This window comes from Chryseobacterium antibioticum (genome assembly GCF_012927325.1).
GTDB classification, from domain to species: domain Bacteria; phylum Bacteroidota; class Bacteroidia; order Flavobacteriales; family Weeksellaceae; genus Chryseobacterium; species Chryseobacterium antibioticum.
In genome coordinates this window covers 76823-94239 of the sequence record NZ_JABBGI010000005.1, presented here as the reverse complement: position 1 = coordinate 94239, position 17417 = coordinate 76823, and the positions used below count along the sequence as shown (strand labels likewise).

At 38.5% G+C, this 17417-nt stretch carries 15 protein-coding genes and 1 pseudogene; 11 read left to right on the top strand and 5 right to left on the bottom strand.

What is annotated here, in order from left to right; all coding sequences use genetic code 11:
* Positions 1–69: 69 nt before the first annotated feature.
* From HHL23_RS05305 to HHL23_RS05280, 7 genes and pseudogenes are all read left to right on the top strand, one after another.
* Positions 70–525, top strand: coding sequence for an SRPBCC family protein (locus HHL23_RS05305; RefSeq protein ID WP_169233775.1), 456 nt, complete (start codon positions 70–72; stop codon positions 523–525).
* Positions 526–595: 70 nt separating this feature from the next.
* Positions 596–1300 (top strand): YqjF family protein, encoded by a 705-nt coding sequence (locus HHL23_RS05300; protein ID WP_169233774.1) that lies wholly within the window; start codon positions 596–598, stop codon positions 1298–1300.
* Positions 1301–1548: 248 nt separating this feature from the next.
* Positions 1549–2448, top strand: a complete 900-nt coding sequence (locus tag HHL23_RS05295; RefSeq protein ID WP_169233773.1) for a TIGR01777 family oxidoreductase — start codon at positions 1549–1551, stop codon at positions 2446–2448.
* A 50-nt stretch (positions 2449–2498) separates the two neighbouring features.
* On the top strand, positions 2499–3941 hold the full coding sequence (locus tag HHL23_RS05290; protein ID WP_169233772.1) for an alpha-L-fucosidase: 1443 nt from the start codon (positions 2499–2501) through the stop codon (positions 3939–3941).
* A pseudogene (locus tag HHL23_RS05285) lies at positions 3851–6192 on the top strand (glycoside hydrolase family 3 N-terminal domain-containing protein); the annotation flags it as partial. The gene HHL23_RS05290 and the pseudogene HHL23_RS05285, both read left to right, overlap by 91 nt.
* Before the next feature lie 171 nt (positions 6193–6363).
* Positions 6364–6609, top strand: coding sequence for a fibronectin type III-like domain-contianing protein (locus tag HHL23_RS22895; protein ID WP_394354149.1), 246 nt, complete (start codon positions 6364–6366; stop codon positions 6607–6609).
* A 129-nt stretch (positions 6610–6738) separates the two neighbouring features.
* The gene (locus HHL23_RS05280; protein ID WP_169233771.1) at positions 6739–6999 is read left to right on the top strand and encodes a hypothetical protein; all 261 of its coding nucleotides are present in this window, start codon (positions 6739–6741) and stop codon (positions 6997–6999) included.
* A 130-nt stretch (positions 7000–7129) separates the two neighbouring features.
* Here the strand turns inward: HHL23_RS05280 and HHL23_RS05275 are convergent, their stop codons facing one another.
* The gene (locus HHL23_RS05275; RefSeq protein ID WP_169233770.1) at positions 7130–7993 is read right to left on the bottom strand and encodes a hypothetical protein; all 864 of its coding nucleotides are present in this window, start codon (positions 7991–7993) and stop codon (positions 7130–7132) included.
* Positions 7994–8268: 275 nt separating this feature from the next.
* Here HHL23_RS05275 and lpdA point away from each other — a divergent pair, with 275 nt between their 5' ends.
* The 3 genes from lpdA (at position 8269) to HHL23_RS05260 (ending at position 12318) form a co-directional block, all read left to right on the top strand.
* A complete protein-coding gene (lpdA, locus tag HHL23_RS05270; RefSeq protein ID WP_169233769.1) occupies positions 8269–9657 on the top strand; it encodes a dihydrolipoyl dehydrogenase in 1389 nt (462 codons plus the stop codon).
* Between the two features lie 27 nt (positions 9658–9684).
* Positions 9685–10299: a PH domain-containing protein gene (locus HHL23_RS05265; protein WP_169233768.1), complete on the top strand. Its 615-nt coding sequence runs from the start codon at positions 9685–9687 to the stop codon at positions 10297–10299.
* Between the two features lie 78 nt (positions 10300–10377).
* Positions 10378–12318, top strand: coding sequence for a S9 family peptidase (locus tag HHL23_RS05260; protein ID WP_169233767.1), 1941 nt, complete (start codon positions 10378–10380; stop codon positions 12316–12318).
* 203 nt (positions 12319–12521) lie between these two features.
* On the opposite strand, the gene HHL23_RS05255 is transcribed toward HHL23_RS05260, so the two are convergent.
* A complete protein-coding gene (locus HHL23_RS05255; protein WP_169233766.1) occupies positions 12522–13379 on the bottom strand; it encodes a nuclear transport factor 2 family protein in 858 nt (285 codons plus the stop codon).
* Between the two features lie 72 nt (positions 13380–13451).
* Positions 13452–14030: a TetR/AcrR family transcriptional regulator gene (locus tag HHL23_RS05250; RefSeq protein WP_169233765.1), complete on the bottom strand. Its 579-nt coding sequence runs from the start codon at positions 14028–14030 to the stop codon at positions 13452–13454.
* A gap of 161 nt (positions 14031–14191) precedes the next feature.
* Here HHL23_RS05250 and HHL23_RS05245 point away from each other — a divergent pair, with 161 nt between their 5' ends.
* The gene (locus HHL23_RS05245) at positions 14192–14983 is read left to right on the top strand and encodes a patatin-like phospholipase family protein (RefSeq protein ID WP_169233764.1); all 792 of its coding nucleotides are present in this window, start codon (positions 14192–14194) and stop codon (positions 14981–14983) included.
* 148 nt (positions 14984–15131) lie between these two features.
* On the opposite strand, the gene ade is transcribed toward HHL23_RS05245, so the two are convergent.
* Positions 15132–16757, bottom strand: coding sequence for an adenine deaminase (ade, locus tag HHL23_RS05240; RefSeq protein ID WP_169233763.1), 1626 nt, complete (start codon positions 16755–16757; stop codon positions 15132–15134).
* A 169-nt stretch (positions 16758–16926) separates the two neighbouring features.
* Positions 16927–17373 carry a hypothetical protein gene (locus tag HHL23_RS05235; protein ID WP_169233762.1) on the bottom strand — a complete coding sequence of 149 codons (447 nt, stop codon included), beginning with the start codon at positions 17371–17373 and terminating at the stop codon, positions 16927–16929.
* Positions 17374–17417 lie beyond the last annotated feature (44 nt).

Sequence of the window (17417 nt, the reverse complement as noted above, 5' to 3'; positions counted from 1 at the left end):
TCATGTTTTCAACAGTAACTCGAACCCCGAACCGCACATCTATTATCCCGAACCTATAAAACAAAAACAATGGCTAGAATTTATTTAGAAACCCACATCAAAGCAGATATCCACAAAGTTTTTGACCTCGCAAGAGATATTGATTTACATCAAAAATCAACAAGGAAAACCAATGAAAAAGCAGTGGCAGGAAGAACATCCGGACTTATTGAAGAAAATGAAACGGTAACTTGGAGGGCCAAACATTTAGGTGTTGATCAGACTTTAACAACAAAAATTATAAGTATGGAGAAGCCATTCCAGTTCACGGATATGATGCTCAATGGAGCTTTTAAAACGATGAAACATCAACATATTTTTAAAAAGAATAATAAGGGCACAGTCATGATCGATATCTTTGAATTCGAATCTCCGCTGGGAATGATTGGAAGGTTTTTTAATCATATTTTCCTTAAAAATTATATGAGAAACTTCCTGTTAGACCGAAACGAATTAATTAAGAAAACAGCAGAAGCATCCGATTAATATCAAATCTGTATTCAACACGTCACAACTTTCAACTCGGATCAAACTCCGAAACCCAAAAACTACAAAAATGAACTTCCTAAAAGCCGAATGGCGAAAATTAGCCATCATCAACTACGAAACAGACCCTCAGGTGTTGGAAAAATACCTCCCCGAAGGGACAGAACTCGATTTTTACCACGGAAAATGTTATGTGAGTCTTGTTGGGTTTATGTTTTTAAATACCAGATTATTAGGTGTTTCAATTCCTTTTTACCGCAATTTTGAAGAAGTTAATCTGAGATTTTACGTTAAAAAGAAGGAAAAGAATGTATGGAAAAGAGGTGTTGTTTTTATCAAAGAGATCGTTCCGAAATATGCGCTCAGCTTTGTGGCCAATTCATTTTATAAAGAAAACTATAAAACAATGCCAATGAATAATCAAATCGATGTCAATGGCGATGAGCTGACGGTAAAATACTCATGGAAAGATAAAAGCTGGCATTCCATCCAGATCACGGCTGATAACAATCCTTTGCCCATGGAAACCGATTCAGAATTTGAATTTATTACCGAGCACTATTATGGCTATACCAAAAGAGAAACCAAAACCTCAGAATATGAAGTCTGCCATCCAAAGTGGGACTATTATCCGATTAAAGACTATCAGCTTGACATAGAATTCAGTGCGCTCTACGGAAAAGAATTTGAATTTCTGAATGAAAAGAAACCCATCTCGGTCATGTTGGCTGAAGGGTCCGAAATTGAAGTGAAAACAAAGAAATATGTTCTGTAACCTTCTAAAAATAAAATAAACGCTTAAGTTTATTTGAAATTTAAATTTTTACAACTAAGAAGGTATGGAATGAAAACAATTGAACCATTAAGGATTTTTAAGTTTTTAAGAATGCTAAATCATTTTATTTTCTTAATACTTCCTATCATCTTCATTGATCTTAATGGTAAAAACAATGATAACGATCTGTGCCATCTGAAAAATCGGTGGGACATCAAAAATAAAAAGAATAGTATAACTCAAACCCCATGAAAATAATAATCGCCGGCGGAACCGGATTTCTAGGTGAAAGCCTATCAACATATTTTAAAGAGAAAGGCTCTCAGGTTTATATTTTAACCAGAAACCCCAAACGTGACCATGAAATATATTGGGATGCCCATACATTAGGGGAATGGAAGAACAGTATTGAAGGAGCCGATGTACTCATCAATCTTACAGGAAAATCCGTAGACTGCAGGTATAATGAAAACAACAAAAAAGAAATCTATTCTTCAAGAATCGATAGCACCAAAATACTTCAGCAGGCTGTAGATGAATGTTTTGTGAAACCTAAGGTTTGGTTAAATGCTGCTTCTGCAACCATTTATGTCCATTCAGAAACACAGCTGAATATGGAAGAAAACGGGATCATCGGCGACGATTTTTCAATGAATATCTGCAAAAGCTGGGAAAAAGAGTTTTTTAAGGTTAACCATGAAGAAGTAAGAAAAGTAGCCCTTAGAACATCTATTGTTTTGGGGAATAATGGGGGTGCATTTCCAAAATTGCGGATGATCACAAAATTGGGACTTGGCGGAAAACAAGGCAGAGGTCAGCAGAAAGTGAGCTGGATTCATATTAATGATTTCTGTAAAGCAGTTGACTGGATTATTGACCATGAAAATATGTCAGGACCTCTCAATATAACGGCTCCAAATCCTGTATCCAACGAAGTTCTCATGAAAAAAATGAGAGAACATCTGAAAATTCCTTTTGGATTAAATGCTCCGGTCTGGCAGCTGGAAATCGCGTCATTGTTTTTGAATACAGAAACCGAGCTCCTGCTCAAAAGCAGAAATGTTTATCCCAATAAACTCCTCAAAAATGGATTCAGGTTTTCCTATCCTGATCTGGATAATGCACTGGATGATCTGCTGAGAAATTAAGGTTTGCTGATTAAGAAAAGGATGATTAAATTAGCAAAAACTAACCTTCTATGCTCATTAAACAGAAAACGAAAACCCTTTTCCTGTCTTCCTTTTTCATTTCCTCAGCTTTTTTTTCGCAGGCGCACAACGTCTCTGCAGGCTATCAAAAACCGGATGATCCGCTTGTCGTTCAGAATCTGGAACAGTGGCAGGATCTAAAATTCGGACTGTTTATGCATTGGGGAACCTACAGTCAGTGGGGGATTGTAGAAAGCTGGAGCCTTTGTCCTGAGGATGAATCCTGGACGCAAAGAAAACCGGAACACGGACAATCATATAATGAATATGTCAGGAATTATGAAAACCTTCAGGCCAGTTTCAATCCGGTAGATTTTAATCCTCAGAAATGGGCAGATGCTACAAAAAAAGCAGGAATGAAATATGTAGTTTTCACAACAAAACATCATGACGGTTTTACGATGTTTGATACCAAAGAATCTGACTATAAAATAACTTCCGCCAAAACCCCCTTCTCAAAAAATCCAAAAGCAGATGTCACCAAAGAGATCTTCAATACTTTTAGGAAAGACGGATTCAAGATCGGGGCCTATTTTTCAAAACCCGACTGGCATTCCGAGTATTACTGGTGGCCATACTTTCCGCCAAAAGACCGGAACGTTAACTACGATCCCAAAAAATACCCGGAAAGGTGGGAAAGCTTTAAAAAATTCACCTTTAATCAGCTGAACGAGATCACCTCCAATTACGGCAAGGTCGATATTTTGTGGCTGGATGGAGGTTGGGTACGCCCTTTCAAAACCATTGATCCTTCTGTAGAATGGCAACGAACCATTAAAGTAGAACAGGATATTGATATGGATAAAATAGGAACTATGGCCAGGAAAAATCAGCCGGGAATTATTGTGGTAGACCGTACTGTGCCCGGAAAATGGGAGAATTATGTAACCCCAGAACAGGCCGTTCCCGAACATGCGCTTTCTATTCCCTGGGAAAGCTGTATCACCATGGGAGATTCCTTTTCCTATGTTCCCAACGATAACTATAAATCCTCACAAAAGATCATTGAAACCCTTATAAAAATCATCTCAAGAGGCGGAAACTATCTCATGAATATTGCTCCGGGACCTAATGGAGACTATGATCCCATTGTGTATGAAAGATTAAAAGAAATTTCCGGCTGGATGGAGAAAAATCAGTCGGCGGTCTTTGCTACAAGAGCCGCAGAACCCTATCACGATGGAAGTTTTTATTACACCCAGGCGAAAGACAGTAAAACCCTGAATGTATTCCATATTGACGATAAAATAGACTATAAAAGCCCATTGGTGCTCATTTTTACACTTCCTGAAAACTTTAAGCCAAAATCACTGAAAGTTCTCGGCTTATCCTCAAAAGTACAATGGAAACAGACTGGAAACAGGATGGAAATAAAGCTTCCCGAAGAAAGAATACAGCTGAAGTATGCCACCGTAATTCAAATGACGAAATGATGAAACTGAGTTTTGTTAAAATGACAACCATTGTATTGTCTTTCAGTTCAGCTTCCTTTCACGCCCAAAGACAGAACCCCTTATACAAAGATCCTAAGCAACCCATTGAGATCAGGGTTCAGGATCTGCTGAAAAGAATGACTCCGGAAGAAAAATTCTGGCAGTGTTTTATGATTCCGGGAGATCTGGATAACGTTCCCAAAGACCAGTATAAACACGGGATTTTCGGATTACAGGTAAGTGCCGGAAATCAGGGCGGAGGCGTTGCGGGACAAATGCTAAAATATAATGCCGATGAAGATGCCGAAAGACTGGCGAAAAAGATCAATGCTATCCAAAAATGTTTCATTGAAGAATCCAGATTGGGAATTCCTATCATCCCTTTTGATGAAGCTTTACACGGATTAATGCGCGAAGGAGCTACAGCCTTTCCACAGGCCATTGGATTAGCGGCCTCATTCAATCCGGATCTGATGAAAGAAGTATCTTCAGCCATCGCAAAAGAATCGAGGTTGAGAGGCATCCGCCAGATCCTGACCCCTGTGGTGAACATAGCCAGTGATGTCAGATGGGGGAGAACAGAAGAAACCTACGGGGAAGATCCTTTTCTGACCTCTGTGATGGGAGTACACTTTGTGAGCTCATTTGAAGACCAGGGAATCATTACCACCCCGAAACACTTTTTAGCGAATGTAGGAGAGGGCGGAAGAGATTCGTACCCGATCCACTGGAGCAGAAGATATCTGGAAGAAACCCACCTCGTTCCTTTTTATAAAGCATTTACCACAGGAAAAAGCAGATCTGTAATGACTTCTTATAACCTGCTCGACGGAAAACCTTCTACTGCAAATCATTGGCTGCTCACGGAAAAACTAAAAAAAGAATGGAACTTCAAAGGATTTGTCATCAGCGATGCCAGTGCCGTTGGAGGAGCGAATGTACTGCATTTTACGGCTAAAGATTATGACGATGCTTCTGCACAAGCTATCAATGCCGGGCTGGATGTAATATTTCAGACAGAATACAAACACTATGCATTGTTTATCCCTCCGTTTTTGGATGGAAGAATTTCAAAGGAAAGAATAGATGATGCCGTGACAAGAGTGCTCAAAGCAAAATTTGAGCTGGGATTGTTTGAAAATCCTTATGTTTCTGACCAGGATATCCGGCAATTGAAAAAGATCAATCATAAACCGTTGGCCGAAAAAGCAGCGGTTGAATCTTTTGTGCTGTTGCAGAATAATAACGAAACACTACCTGTATCTCCCCATGTAAAGAAAATAGCCCTTATTGGGACAGATGCTGCCGATGCCAGACTGGGAGGATATTCAGGGCCGGGAAATAATAAAGTGAGCATTCTGCAGGGAATGAAAAACTTCACCCGGGATAAAAATATTGAAATCCTTTATGTGAAAGGTATTACATGGGATCTCAAGGATTTTAAAACAGTACCTTCCTATCTCTTATCTTTTGAAAATAAAAAAGGATTACAAGGCCTTTATTTTTCCAACAGCAGCTTAAAAGGCAGTTCAGTTTTTGAAAGACAAGATGAACAGATTAATTTCAAGTGGACTTTGTATTCGCCAGACCCTGAAACATTGCAACCTGACCATTACAGTATTCGCTGGACAGGAAAACTGAAAGCTCCGGATCAGGGGAAATATCAGTTGGGACTGCGTGGAAATGATGGTTTCAGATTGTACTTAAATGGGAGACTCATTGTCGATCAATGGGAGAAACTGGGGTACTCCACGAAAACGGCTGCTGTAGAGTTTGTTAAAGATCAAAAATATGATATAGTCATTGAGTTCCGTGAAAACAGGGGAGAAGCCAATATCGAACTGATCTGGAATTATGGTATTGAGAACTATCAGAAAGACTTTGATGAAGCTTTGAAAATCGCACAGAATGCAGATCATATCATTATTACGGCAGGGATTCATGAAGGGGAATTTCAGGACCGTTCTTCGCTGAGTCTTCCAGGAAATCAGGAGAAATTCATTCAGGAAGTTTCAAAATTAAATAAACCTGTTACGGTAGTTCTGGTAGGCGGATCTGCTATAAAAACGACCCATTGGAAAGATAAGGTAGGCGCTATTTTAGAGGTCTGTATCCCGGTGAAGAAGGCGGAAATGCGGTAGCAAAAGTTCTGTTGGGAACAGAAAATCCATCCGGAAAACTTCCGATTACGTTTCCGGCCGAAGAAGGACAGCTGCCTCTGACCTACAATCATCATCCCACCGGAAGAGGAAATGATTATTATGATCTCAGTGGAGAGCCTCTGTATCCTTTTGGTTTTGGACTGAGCTATACCACTTTTGAGATTTCAGATCTCATATTAAATAAAACAAAGTATTCAGAAAATGAAACTATCACGGCAAAGGTTCTTGTTAAAAATACGGGATTAAAAGCCGGAAGTGAGGTGGTGCAGCTGTATGTAAAAGATGTACTGGCATCGGTATCCAGACCCGTCATTGAATTGAAAGGTTTTAAAAAGGTCTATTTAAATCCCGGAGAATCAAAACAGGTGACGCTTGAAATTCCAGTCAAAGAACTTAAATTTTTAGATGAAAAAATGGAATGGATCGTAGAAAAAGGGACCTACAGAATTATGGTAGGAAATTCTTCTAAGAACCTGTCACTGAAAAGGAACATTGAGGTAGAATAGGGTTTTGATTATACAAAATTTTAACTTAAATAATAGCTATGGTACGATATATGTAATATTTACTTAAACCAGAATGAATTTAATTGATCATAAGCATCGTTTAAAATCATTCAAAAAAAAGTAAATGTCATGAAAAAGTTTTTTATATCAACCGTATTGTTATTAGTTTTATCGATGAGTGTGAATGCCCAGAAACGACCACCGGCACCCCCACACCCATCCAAAAGTGAGCTAATCAGCAGTAAATCGCGTGAGCTGGACAAAAAATACAATACAGAAAAGAAACTGATTATGAATCATCCGCTTGCGACAAAAAAGATGAAAAGAGATCAGATGAAAGCTTTAAATGAAAGATACCGGACTGAGAAAAGATTACTTAAAAAAATGTAATCTTGGGTTATACATTAAAATAGATATAAAAAGCCGTTTCACATCTTGTGAAACGGCTTTCTTCATTTTATAATTATTCTCAATCTTTTTTCATCTTCCATCTTAGCCTCATCCTCATCCTTTATCTATCTTAATATAATTTCCTCGCCAGCAACAGATTCAGCATGAAAGTCCCCGTCCAGTTACTGTTATTGGATCCGTTGGCTCCTATAAAGTCAATACGGGAAACCGAAACGGTAAGTCTTGTTTTTTCTGAAACATTCGCAAGACTTACGAACGAAGCTGTAAACACATCAGGAAAACTGGAATTGTTTCCTGCCGTCAAAATAGGATACATATTGGTGACATTGAAAGGGGTGCCCTGATATTCATAGACGATCGTCATACGGCTTGCATTGGAATAGCCTGCGGTATGTGCATAGGTGGTAGAAGCTTTGCTGATCACCCACCATGCATCTGTACCTGTACCCGTATCATAAGATGTTACCGTATGAGTAGTCCAGTCAGTTACTCCCGGAGAGCCACCCCCGTGAGGCGGAATAGAAAGCTGTACTCCATAAATTTCAACGTTGCTCGGTTTAGGAAGAACCGTAAACGACAGATCCCATGTTCCTCCTGTCGTATTGCTGTTGTTCACCACCTCGGCATAAGCTCCGGTAGGAATCACAAAAGACGAAACCGGAGTATTGTCGATTCTTAAAGTATTGCCACTCGATGCCTGAAGCGTAATGCTGGAAGCAGAGATGTTTTTTATTTTATAAATTCTTCCCGTATAACTGGTAGAACCCGTTCCAATGACAGGAAGCGTAAAGGTAGCATTGGCAGCGCCGTCATAAGTGATATAATGATCTGTAGCGGTGATCTGTTTGTAATCGGCCCCCAGAGACCCGGCGACGGCTAAAGTACTGTTAGGTGTTGTAGTTCTAATACCAACTTGTGCGTTTGAAAAAACACTACATAGAAGAAAGATCGAAATAAAGTTCTTTATTTTCATATTGTTATATCTGGGGCGAAAATATGAAAATTATTGTAAAATATTCATTTACAATTGGTTATTTTTATTATCTGGCAATCAAATCACTTTATTGTGATTTTGAGTATTGTGTTTAAATTTTGGAGTGGTATTTAATATTTGAAAAAAAAAGATGCTCAGGGTCGTTAGGCTAAGTACTGGCTGGTAAAATGAACTTAGTGTTCAGTGAAATATGAAATGGCAGAACATAAAACATCCAATATTTTTCCTTAAATTCGCATAAAATTTTTAAAATAATGAACTACGATATCATTGTCATCGGAAGCGGTCCTGGCGGTTATGTTACTGCGATCAGAGCAGCACAATTAGGTTTCAAAACTGCAATTATCGAGAAAGAAAACTTAGGAGGTATCTGCCTGAACTGGGGATGTATTCCTACGAAAGCTTTACTGAAGTCTGCTCAGGTTTTTCATTATATCAACCATGCTGAAGACTATGGTCTGAATAAAGTGGAAGCCAGCTTTGAATTTCCAAACGTGATCCAGAGAAGCCGTGGCGTAGCCAGTAAAATGAGCAAAGGAATTGAATTCCTGATGAAGAAGAACAAGATCGACGTGATTCTTGGTACCGCTACAATTCAGAAAGGTAAAAAAGTTTCTGTTACAGATAAAGACGGTAAAGTAACTGAATATGCTGGAAGCAACATTATTATTGCAACAGGAGCACGTTCAAGAGAACTTCCTAACCTTCCTCAGGATGGTAAAAAAGTAATAGGATACAGACAGGCATTATCTCTTCCTGAACAACCAAAATCTATGATTGTTGTAGGTTCTGGTGCTATCGGAGTAGAATTTGCTGATTTCTATAATACAATGGGAACTAAAGTAACGGTTGTGGAATTTATGCCGAACATCGTCCCTGTAGAAGATGAGGAAATCTCTAAACACTTAGAGAAATCTCTTAAAAAGACAGGAATCGAGATCATGACCAATGCATCTGTAGAAAGCGTTGATACGAGCGGAGAAGGCGTGAAAGCTACTGTAAAAACAGCCAACGGAACCATTACCCTTGAAGCTGATATTTTACTTTCTGCGGTAGGTATCGCTGCCAATATCGAAAATATCGGATTGGAAGAAGTGGGAATCCAGACAGATAAAGGAAGAGTTTTAGTAAACGAATGGTACGAAACTTCGGTTCCTGGTTACTATGCAATCGGTGATATTATTCCTACTCAGGCTTTAGCACACGTTGCTTCTGCTGAAGGAATCACTTGTGTTGAGAAAATCAAAGGAATGCATGTTGAAAAAATCGACTACGGCAATATCCCTGGATGTACATACTGTCACCCCGAAGTAGCCTCTGTAGGTCTTACAGAAAAGCAGGCTAAAGAAAAAGGATACGAGATCAAAGTAGGTAAGTTCCCTCTTTCTGCAAGTGGTAAAGCTACTGCTAACGGAAATACAGACGGTTTCATCAAAGTTATTTTTGATGCTAAATATGGTGAATGGTTAGGATGTCACATGATTGGAGAAGGCGTTACAGATATGGTGGCGGAAGCAGTAGTGGCCAGAAAACTGGAAACTACAGGTCATGAGATCATTAAATCGATCCACCCGCACCCAACAGTATCTGAAGCGATCATGGAAGCAGCAGCAGCAGCTTACGGTGAAGTGATCCACATCTAAATCTAACTCATAACTATATATTCAAAGATGTTTAAAAAACTTGCTGCAGAAGCATTAGGTCTTGGTGATATCGGAAAAATTATTCCTTCTCAGGACTATGACAAAGTAGATTCAGATGACTATATTTTGTCAGAAGATAATGAGAGAATCTTCTTCCTGATTAAATCTAAAAGAGACGAATATTGCTTTACAAACAGAGCATTGATTCATATCGACGGAGCCAGTGCTCTGGATAAAAAAAGGATTTTGAGAAGATACGAATATTATCAGTTTCCGTTCTCAAATATAGCACTGCAAACGGCAGGAACTATTGACCTTGATGTGGAAATTTCATTCCATATCGGAAATGTTCCCTTGATGATCAGTGTGAGTAAAGGCCAGATTGATCAGTTAAAAGACCTTTACAAAGCTCTTTTGGCGATTCAGCAGGAAGTACACCATAATCAGTCTATTTTAGGTTTCTCAGTAGAAAGCCTTCAGAAAGCGATTACTACAGTCGCTGCCGGAAAGCAGGAGAATGTTTCCAAAAGTCAGGAATTGCAGCATGTGAATGAATATGTTTTCAACTGGTCAAAGAACAGCTACGAGAAATACAACCAGAAAGACTTTTCGGCCATCTTTGAAAAGTATATCAATAATTAAAAAGATCAGATATCTTTATATACCAACCACAGGCAATTTGTCTGTGGTTTTTTTGTAAATTCAGGCAAAAATTTAACAATGAAAAACAAATATATTGTTTTGGCTCTTTCGCTGGCCGGGCTTCTTTCTGCACAGACGAAAAATGAGTTTGTGAGTCCTAACGAGAATCTCATTGCCGAGAATATTCTGCCTATTCCCAAAACCATGAATCAGGCTATTAAGAAATATTCTGAAAGCAGGAATGCAGGGATTGCGAGCATTCATCCCAACGGGAAAGAAATCATTGCAGTGACCCGTTTTGCATCCACGAATCAGCTTCATAAAGTTTCTGTGCCGATGGGAGCGAGAAAACAACTTACATTCTTTGATGAACCGGTCAATACAGCCTCCTATGAGCCCGTAAAAGGGGAGTATCTGATCTATACCAAAGATACCGGAGGAAATGAATTCGGACAGCTTTTTAAGCTTGATCTGAAAACCATGGAATCCAAACTTCTTACCGATGGCGGAAGATCCCAGAACGGAGGAATGATCTGGAAAAAAGACGGCTCAGGATTTTATTTTTCATCGACCAAAAGAAACGGGGGCGACAGGGATATTTATTACATGAATCCTTTAAAACCGGAAGATACACAGTTGGTTCTGGAAGTAAAAGGAGGCGGCTGGGGAATCTCTGATCTGTCCGAAGACGGTAAAAAACTATTGATCACTGAATATGTGTCTGCCAACGATTCCTATCTGTATATCTATGATCTGGAATCCAAAAAGCTGGAACCAATTACCGATAGAAAAGAGAAAGGTGTGGTCCAGAGCGGTGCTTCGTTCAGTAAAAATCCGGACGAAATTTTTTATGTTACGGACCGTAACAATGAATTCAGCAGATTGGCCGTTTTAAATTTGAAAACCAAAAAGACAGAGTATCTTACCACTTCCATTCCCTGGAACGTAGAAGATTACGATCTTTCCCAAGATCAGTCTAAACTTGCTTTTATCACCAATGAAAGCGGAATCAATAAATTGTACATCCTTGATGCGGCTACCAAAAAATATGTGCCGGTAAGCCAGATTCCAACCGGATTGATTGGTGGTGTGAAATTTTCTAACGACGGAAGGTCTCTTTATTTCTCAAGATCCGCAGCAGATTCGGGGTCCGATATTTATAAAATGGATATGGCCACTCAGAATATAGAAAGATGGACAGAAAGTGAGCAGGGAGAAATGCAGCCTGCAGATATGTCCGTTCCTAAATTGATCGAATGGAAAGGTTTTGACAATATGAAGATCTCCGGGTTTTATTATCCGGCTTCATCGAAATTTACAGGAAAAAGACCGGTTATTATTAACATCCACGGAGGCCCGGAAGGGCAGTCTATGGCTTCTTCAATAGGTTCTTCCAACTACTTTACCAATGAAATGGGGGTAGCCATAATCTATCCTAACGTAAGAGGATCTTCCGGCTTCGGAAAGACATTCATCGCAGCAGATAACTGGGATCTGAGAATGAATTCCGTAAAAGATATCGGAAGTCTTCTGGATTGGATTGCCAAACAACCTGAACTGGATAAAGACAGGATTATGATCATGGGCGGAAGCTACGGTGGATTTATGACCTTAGCCACCGCTTATGAATATGCCGATAAGATCAGATGCTCTGTAGATATTGTTGGAATCTCTGATTTTAATACCTTCCTTAAAAATACGGAAGAATACAGAAGAGATTTAAGAAGGGTAGAGTACGGCGATGAAAGAATTCCTAAAATGGCCGAATTCTTCACTAAAATTGCCCCATTGAACAATATTGACAAAATTAAAAAGCCAATGTTTATCATTCAGGGGACCAATGATCCGAGAGTTCCTGTTACGGAAGCTGTTCAGATGAGAGATAAGCTGAAAGCTCAGGGAAAAACAGTATGGTATCTGGAGGCTAAAAACGAAGGCCACGGATTCAGAAAAAAAGAAAATGTAGATTTTCAGCGTCTTGCAGTGATCAGATTCATGCAGGAATATCTGCTGAAATAAGAATGGAACATAAAACGGTCTATATTCTGGATTGATCAGAAAAGTAAAACCACAAAAGTCACAAAAATTGATATACTTAAGTATTTTAAAATCTTGTAGACTTTTGTGGTTAAAAATATAGAGATTTTGCTTTGTTCAAAGGCAGACCATATTTTTCAACAGCTGCAATAAGAATAGTTTACAGCGAAGAAAATGCATCTTTATCAATTCATTTCTTCATTAAGGGCATAGCTGTCTTCTAAGAAATGATATTTGACAATTTTTCCATCGACAACTTTAAAAATAACTACAAATTCGGTACTGAATACTTTGTTATATTTCAGTATTTTGGAGGATAATTGTCCCACTACGGTTGCGTTTTCTCCTTTTACAGAAATAAAATCAATATTAAAACTTTCCGATGTCACATTATTGTGTAATTCCTGGAAAAACTGACCTATTTCCTGTTTAGTTTGTCTTTTCCCTGTCCATGGGAATTTCTCCTCATTACCAGGCAGGTCCCAATCTACATCATCAGCAAAAAGATTCATGATATTTCCTTCTTTTCTTCCGAACTGTATGTCATAGAATTCTTCAACCACGTCTTTGGTTTGAGGCACCGGATTTTCTATAACAGATTGGGATTCATTCCTGAAAATAGTAAGTCTTTCAGTATCCTCCGATGTAAAATCCGGATCTACATAAATATGCACCCTTTTGATCAGTTCACCGTCAAATTCAAAGACATTACAGAATTTACCAAAAGAGGTAGTATAGTCAGGCCATTCTTTACCGGACCTTGTGATTCCTTTTTCGTTACCTTCCACCACAATGATAGGGTCTGAAAAAATATATCTGAAATTTTGCATATCATGAGTAAGTTTCTCCAAGTGCTTTCCTATGACCTTTCCAAAATTTTTAATTCCCTGTTTTCCCTTTTCAAACCCGAATTTTGGATAATACATTTCTACATCTTCAGTATAAAGACCAAAGTATTCATCGTCAAATGTTCCCGAATCGATCTTGTTGAAATAGGTTTCAATTTTATTTTTTCTGATCTCATTTAAAGGCATTGTTTCCATTTTATTTTGCTTGTTAATTGATATTTTTTATTATTTAATTTTAAACCAATCGTTCCAATATTGGATAAAAAATTATTTCCTGATTTGCTCCATTAAAAAATCAACCATTTCCGTTACTTCTTTTTTATTTTGCGTTAAGATATAATGACTCCAAAAACTACTGAAAGAAGAAAGGATATAACGGGCAATAACAGATGAAGAACTTTCACTTTTGATATCTCCTTCCGAACGAGCCTGTGATATGGAATGTTCTAAAATAGTCTGAAGCACAGCAGCATTCTTTAAAATGAACTGTTTAACCTCGGGATCTGAAGGAGCCACTTCAAAAATAGTTTTTACAATAAGACAGGCTTTATTATCTGCCAGCGTTTGATGTACAACATCCCGGATAATATATTCTAGAGATTCAATTCCTTTATCCTTTACCAGTGACGCTTTTGAATATTGATTTTCTTTGAAGGCTGCATAATTTGACAGGCATTTTAAAAATAAATCATGCTTATTGCCATAGGTATCATAAATGCTACTCCTGTTCAGTTTCATGGAAGCAACGATATCATGTATAGAAGTTGCATGATATCCTTTTTCCCAGAAGAGGTTACGTACTACTTCCAGTTTCTCTGTATAGTCAAATTCTTTACTCCTTGGCATGAGACAAAGATACAATTTAAACTGATCGTTCCGAATTAAATTGTTTGCTTTTTTGAAAGGGGGCGAGAAAATTAGAATTATTTTTATTAAAATAATTTTAAAATCAGCATGTTTATTAAAATTAATCTGATTATCTCAAGCCGTTTTCTTACATTTATTCTATGAATTTTGAGAGAAAAGGGCTGGTTTTGTCAGGCGGCGGTACCAAAGGGATTGCCCATGCAGGAGTGTTAAAATTCTTGAACGAAAAAAACATTGATATAGATGTGCTTTCCTGCTGCAGCGCAGGATCTATTGTGGGATGTCTGTATGCGGTGGGAAAAACACCGGATGAGATCCTGGAGTTCTTCAATTCGATTTATTTCTTCAACTGGAAACATTTTGCTTTCAACCAGCCGGGACTGGTTTCTTCCATTATTTTCCGGAATTATCTTAAACCCATCTTCCATGATATGAAGTTAGGGGATCTGAATAAGGAGGTGAAAATCGTAGCGACGGAACTGGTTTCCGGAACCCAGAAGATATTTGATGAAGATTTTAAAGTGGTCGATGCCATTATTGCCTCATGTTCTATTCCGGGAGTTACAACGCCGTACATCATTGGTGAGGAAATGTACTGTGACGGTGGAGTATTGAATAATTTTCCCGCAGATATTATCAGAGAAGAATGCGATAAACTGATCGGTGTTTTTGTTTCTCCTCCCCACGATATTAATATCAAAGATTTAAAATCGATCAAAGCCATTGTTTCCCGTTCGTATGATCTGCTTTCCTATAGAATAGAAAAAGGGAAATTCGATTATTGTGACTGGTTTATTTCTTCCCAGAAACTGTCTTCATACGGAACTTTTGAACGGGGAAAAGACCGGTTGGAAGAGATTTTCAATATCGGGTATATGATGGCTGAAGAAAGCTTTCCGGGCAGCAAGTTTTCTGATCTGAAGATTGTTTGATAAGGTTTTTGACCCAATTAAGGTTGAAGAACTTTCTTTTTAATACGACAAAGGAAACTGACACTGGAAGAAAAAAAATTACCTGAATCAGAAATGACAACGAACAGTAACTTCCATCCTCCCTCTTCCAGCTTCCAATCCTTTAAATTTAAATAAATACATCCGTAAACTGAAATTCTTTTCCGTTAAATAAACCCTTATCACTGAGTTTCAGTTCGGGAATGACGAGCAATGCCATAAATGATAAACTCATATAAGGAGCTTTAAGTGTGCTTCCTAATTCTTTAGCGTATTGATCCAGTTTAATATATTGGGCAGCTACTTCCTCAGCATTAAGGTTCGTCATAATTCCGGCAATAGGCAATTCCAAAACCATTTCCTCATCCTTGGTGGCCAGTGAAATTCCACCCTGCGCTTTTATGATGGCGTTGACCGCTTTACACATATCATCATCATTGGTGCCTGCAACTACAATATTATGAGAGTCATGGGCTACACAGGATGCTATAGCACCAGATTTAAGTCCTATGTTTTTAATAAAAGCAACAGCTGGCTTTTCATCCCTGTACCGGTTGACTACCGCGATCTTTAAGATATCATTTTCAATGTCAGATTCGGCATAGCCATTGACAACTAAAGTGGGTAAATGGACTTCGTTGGTGATCAGCTGTCTGTCTAAAACCTCTATCACACGGATGTGGCTGCCTGAACTTTTTAATTGAAAATCAGCAGGCTCTTTGGGGCTGCAGTGAAAATTGTTAATCTCAGGTGCGCTAACCGATTGGATATATGACTGATTGTTTTCGGCTACCAGTTGTCCGCTGATGTATGTTTTTAAGATCTTAAAATTTTCCAAATTGTCAATCTGAATAAAATCTGCATTGTCACCCGGCTGCAATAATCCGACCGGGAGCTGATAGTGCTTGATGACATTGTATGAAGCAGCCCTCAAAACATCAAACAGATCATAGCCCAAATCAAGTGCACGTTTTACATGGTAATTAATATGGGATTCTATGAGATCATCAGGATGTTTGTCATCACAACAAAACATGATTTTTTCAGGATATTCTTTCAGGAGCGGGATAAGGGTGTCAAAATTTTTGGCAGCACTTCCTTCACGGATAAGCACGCTGACACCGAATTTCAGTTTTTCCAGGGCTTCCGGATAACTGAAACATTCATGGTCTGTCGTAATACCAGCGCTAAAATAAGCTTCCATGTTTTCACCCATAAGTCCCGGAGCATGTCCGTCTACGGGTTTTTTATATTTTTTTGCAATTTCTATTTTTTTCAGAACTTCCGGATCTTTGTAAATGACCCCCGGAAAATTCATCATTTCTGCTAAATAGATAATGTCCTCACGGGAGAGCAAATGGTCTATATCTCTGGAGTCAATAACAGCCCCGGCAGTTTCAAAGTTGGTAGCTGGAACACACGAGGGTGCCCCAAAATAAAAATGAAAGGGAACCTGTTTGGCATTGTCAATCATATATTCAACTCCGGGAACACCAAGGACATTGGCTATTTCATGCGGGTCCGAAATGGTTCCCACACTGCCATGTTTCACTGCAATCCTTGCAAATTCTGAAGGAAGGAGCATGCTGCTTTCTACATGAACATGAGCATCAATAAAGCCCGGTAAAATATAGGTTTCGGGAGTTTCGTCAATCCTCTTTATCGAAGTAATTTTGCCATGATTGATGGTGACTTCTGCCGGGTAGATTTCTCTGGCAACAAGATCTATCAGATTTGATTTTACTGAAAATAGCATTTCTGTCAATTTAGTATGATGCTTCAATATAAGGATTAATCACAAAACAATAGTCCAGCAATACAGAATTTTTTACTAAGAATAAATTTCATGACAAGAAATGGTACTGAACTCTATCTATTTAATGAAGCAGAAAAAAAATCCACTCTAAAGAATGGATTTCTGTATGTTAATTTTTTACTACTTGTGCGTCCTGGCGTACAATTTCACGATCGTTTTCATCATTTACAGTCAGGGTGTAAGGAGCTTTGGAAGCTGAGTCCGTAAGATAATTCCTCCAAACCTGATAATTGTAACCTTCATTCACAAAATTGAAATAGTAATTGCCTCCCGAACCGTCGGGGATCAATTCACCATCACTGATGATCATACTTGGTTTTGAAGTGATTTTAGCATTGGCAGCCCATGACTGGTAAAGATATTTTCCATTGGGTTGTTTGTCTATTCTGATCTTAAACTTTTTCGTTTTAATGATCACTGTTTTGGGTACCTTTTGAAAAGGCTGTACCTCATTAGATGCATGTTGAATATTGATTGTCGCAGATGGCTTTTCTGTTGCATAGGCTAAAGAAAACTGAGTCATGCAGAATGCGCCTAGTAAAATCTTTTTGATCATTATCATTGAGTTATTGGTTAGATGCAAACCCAATCAAATATGAA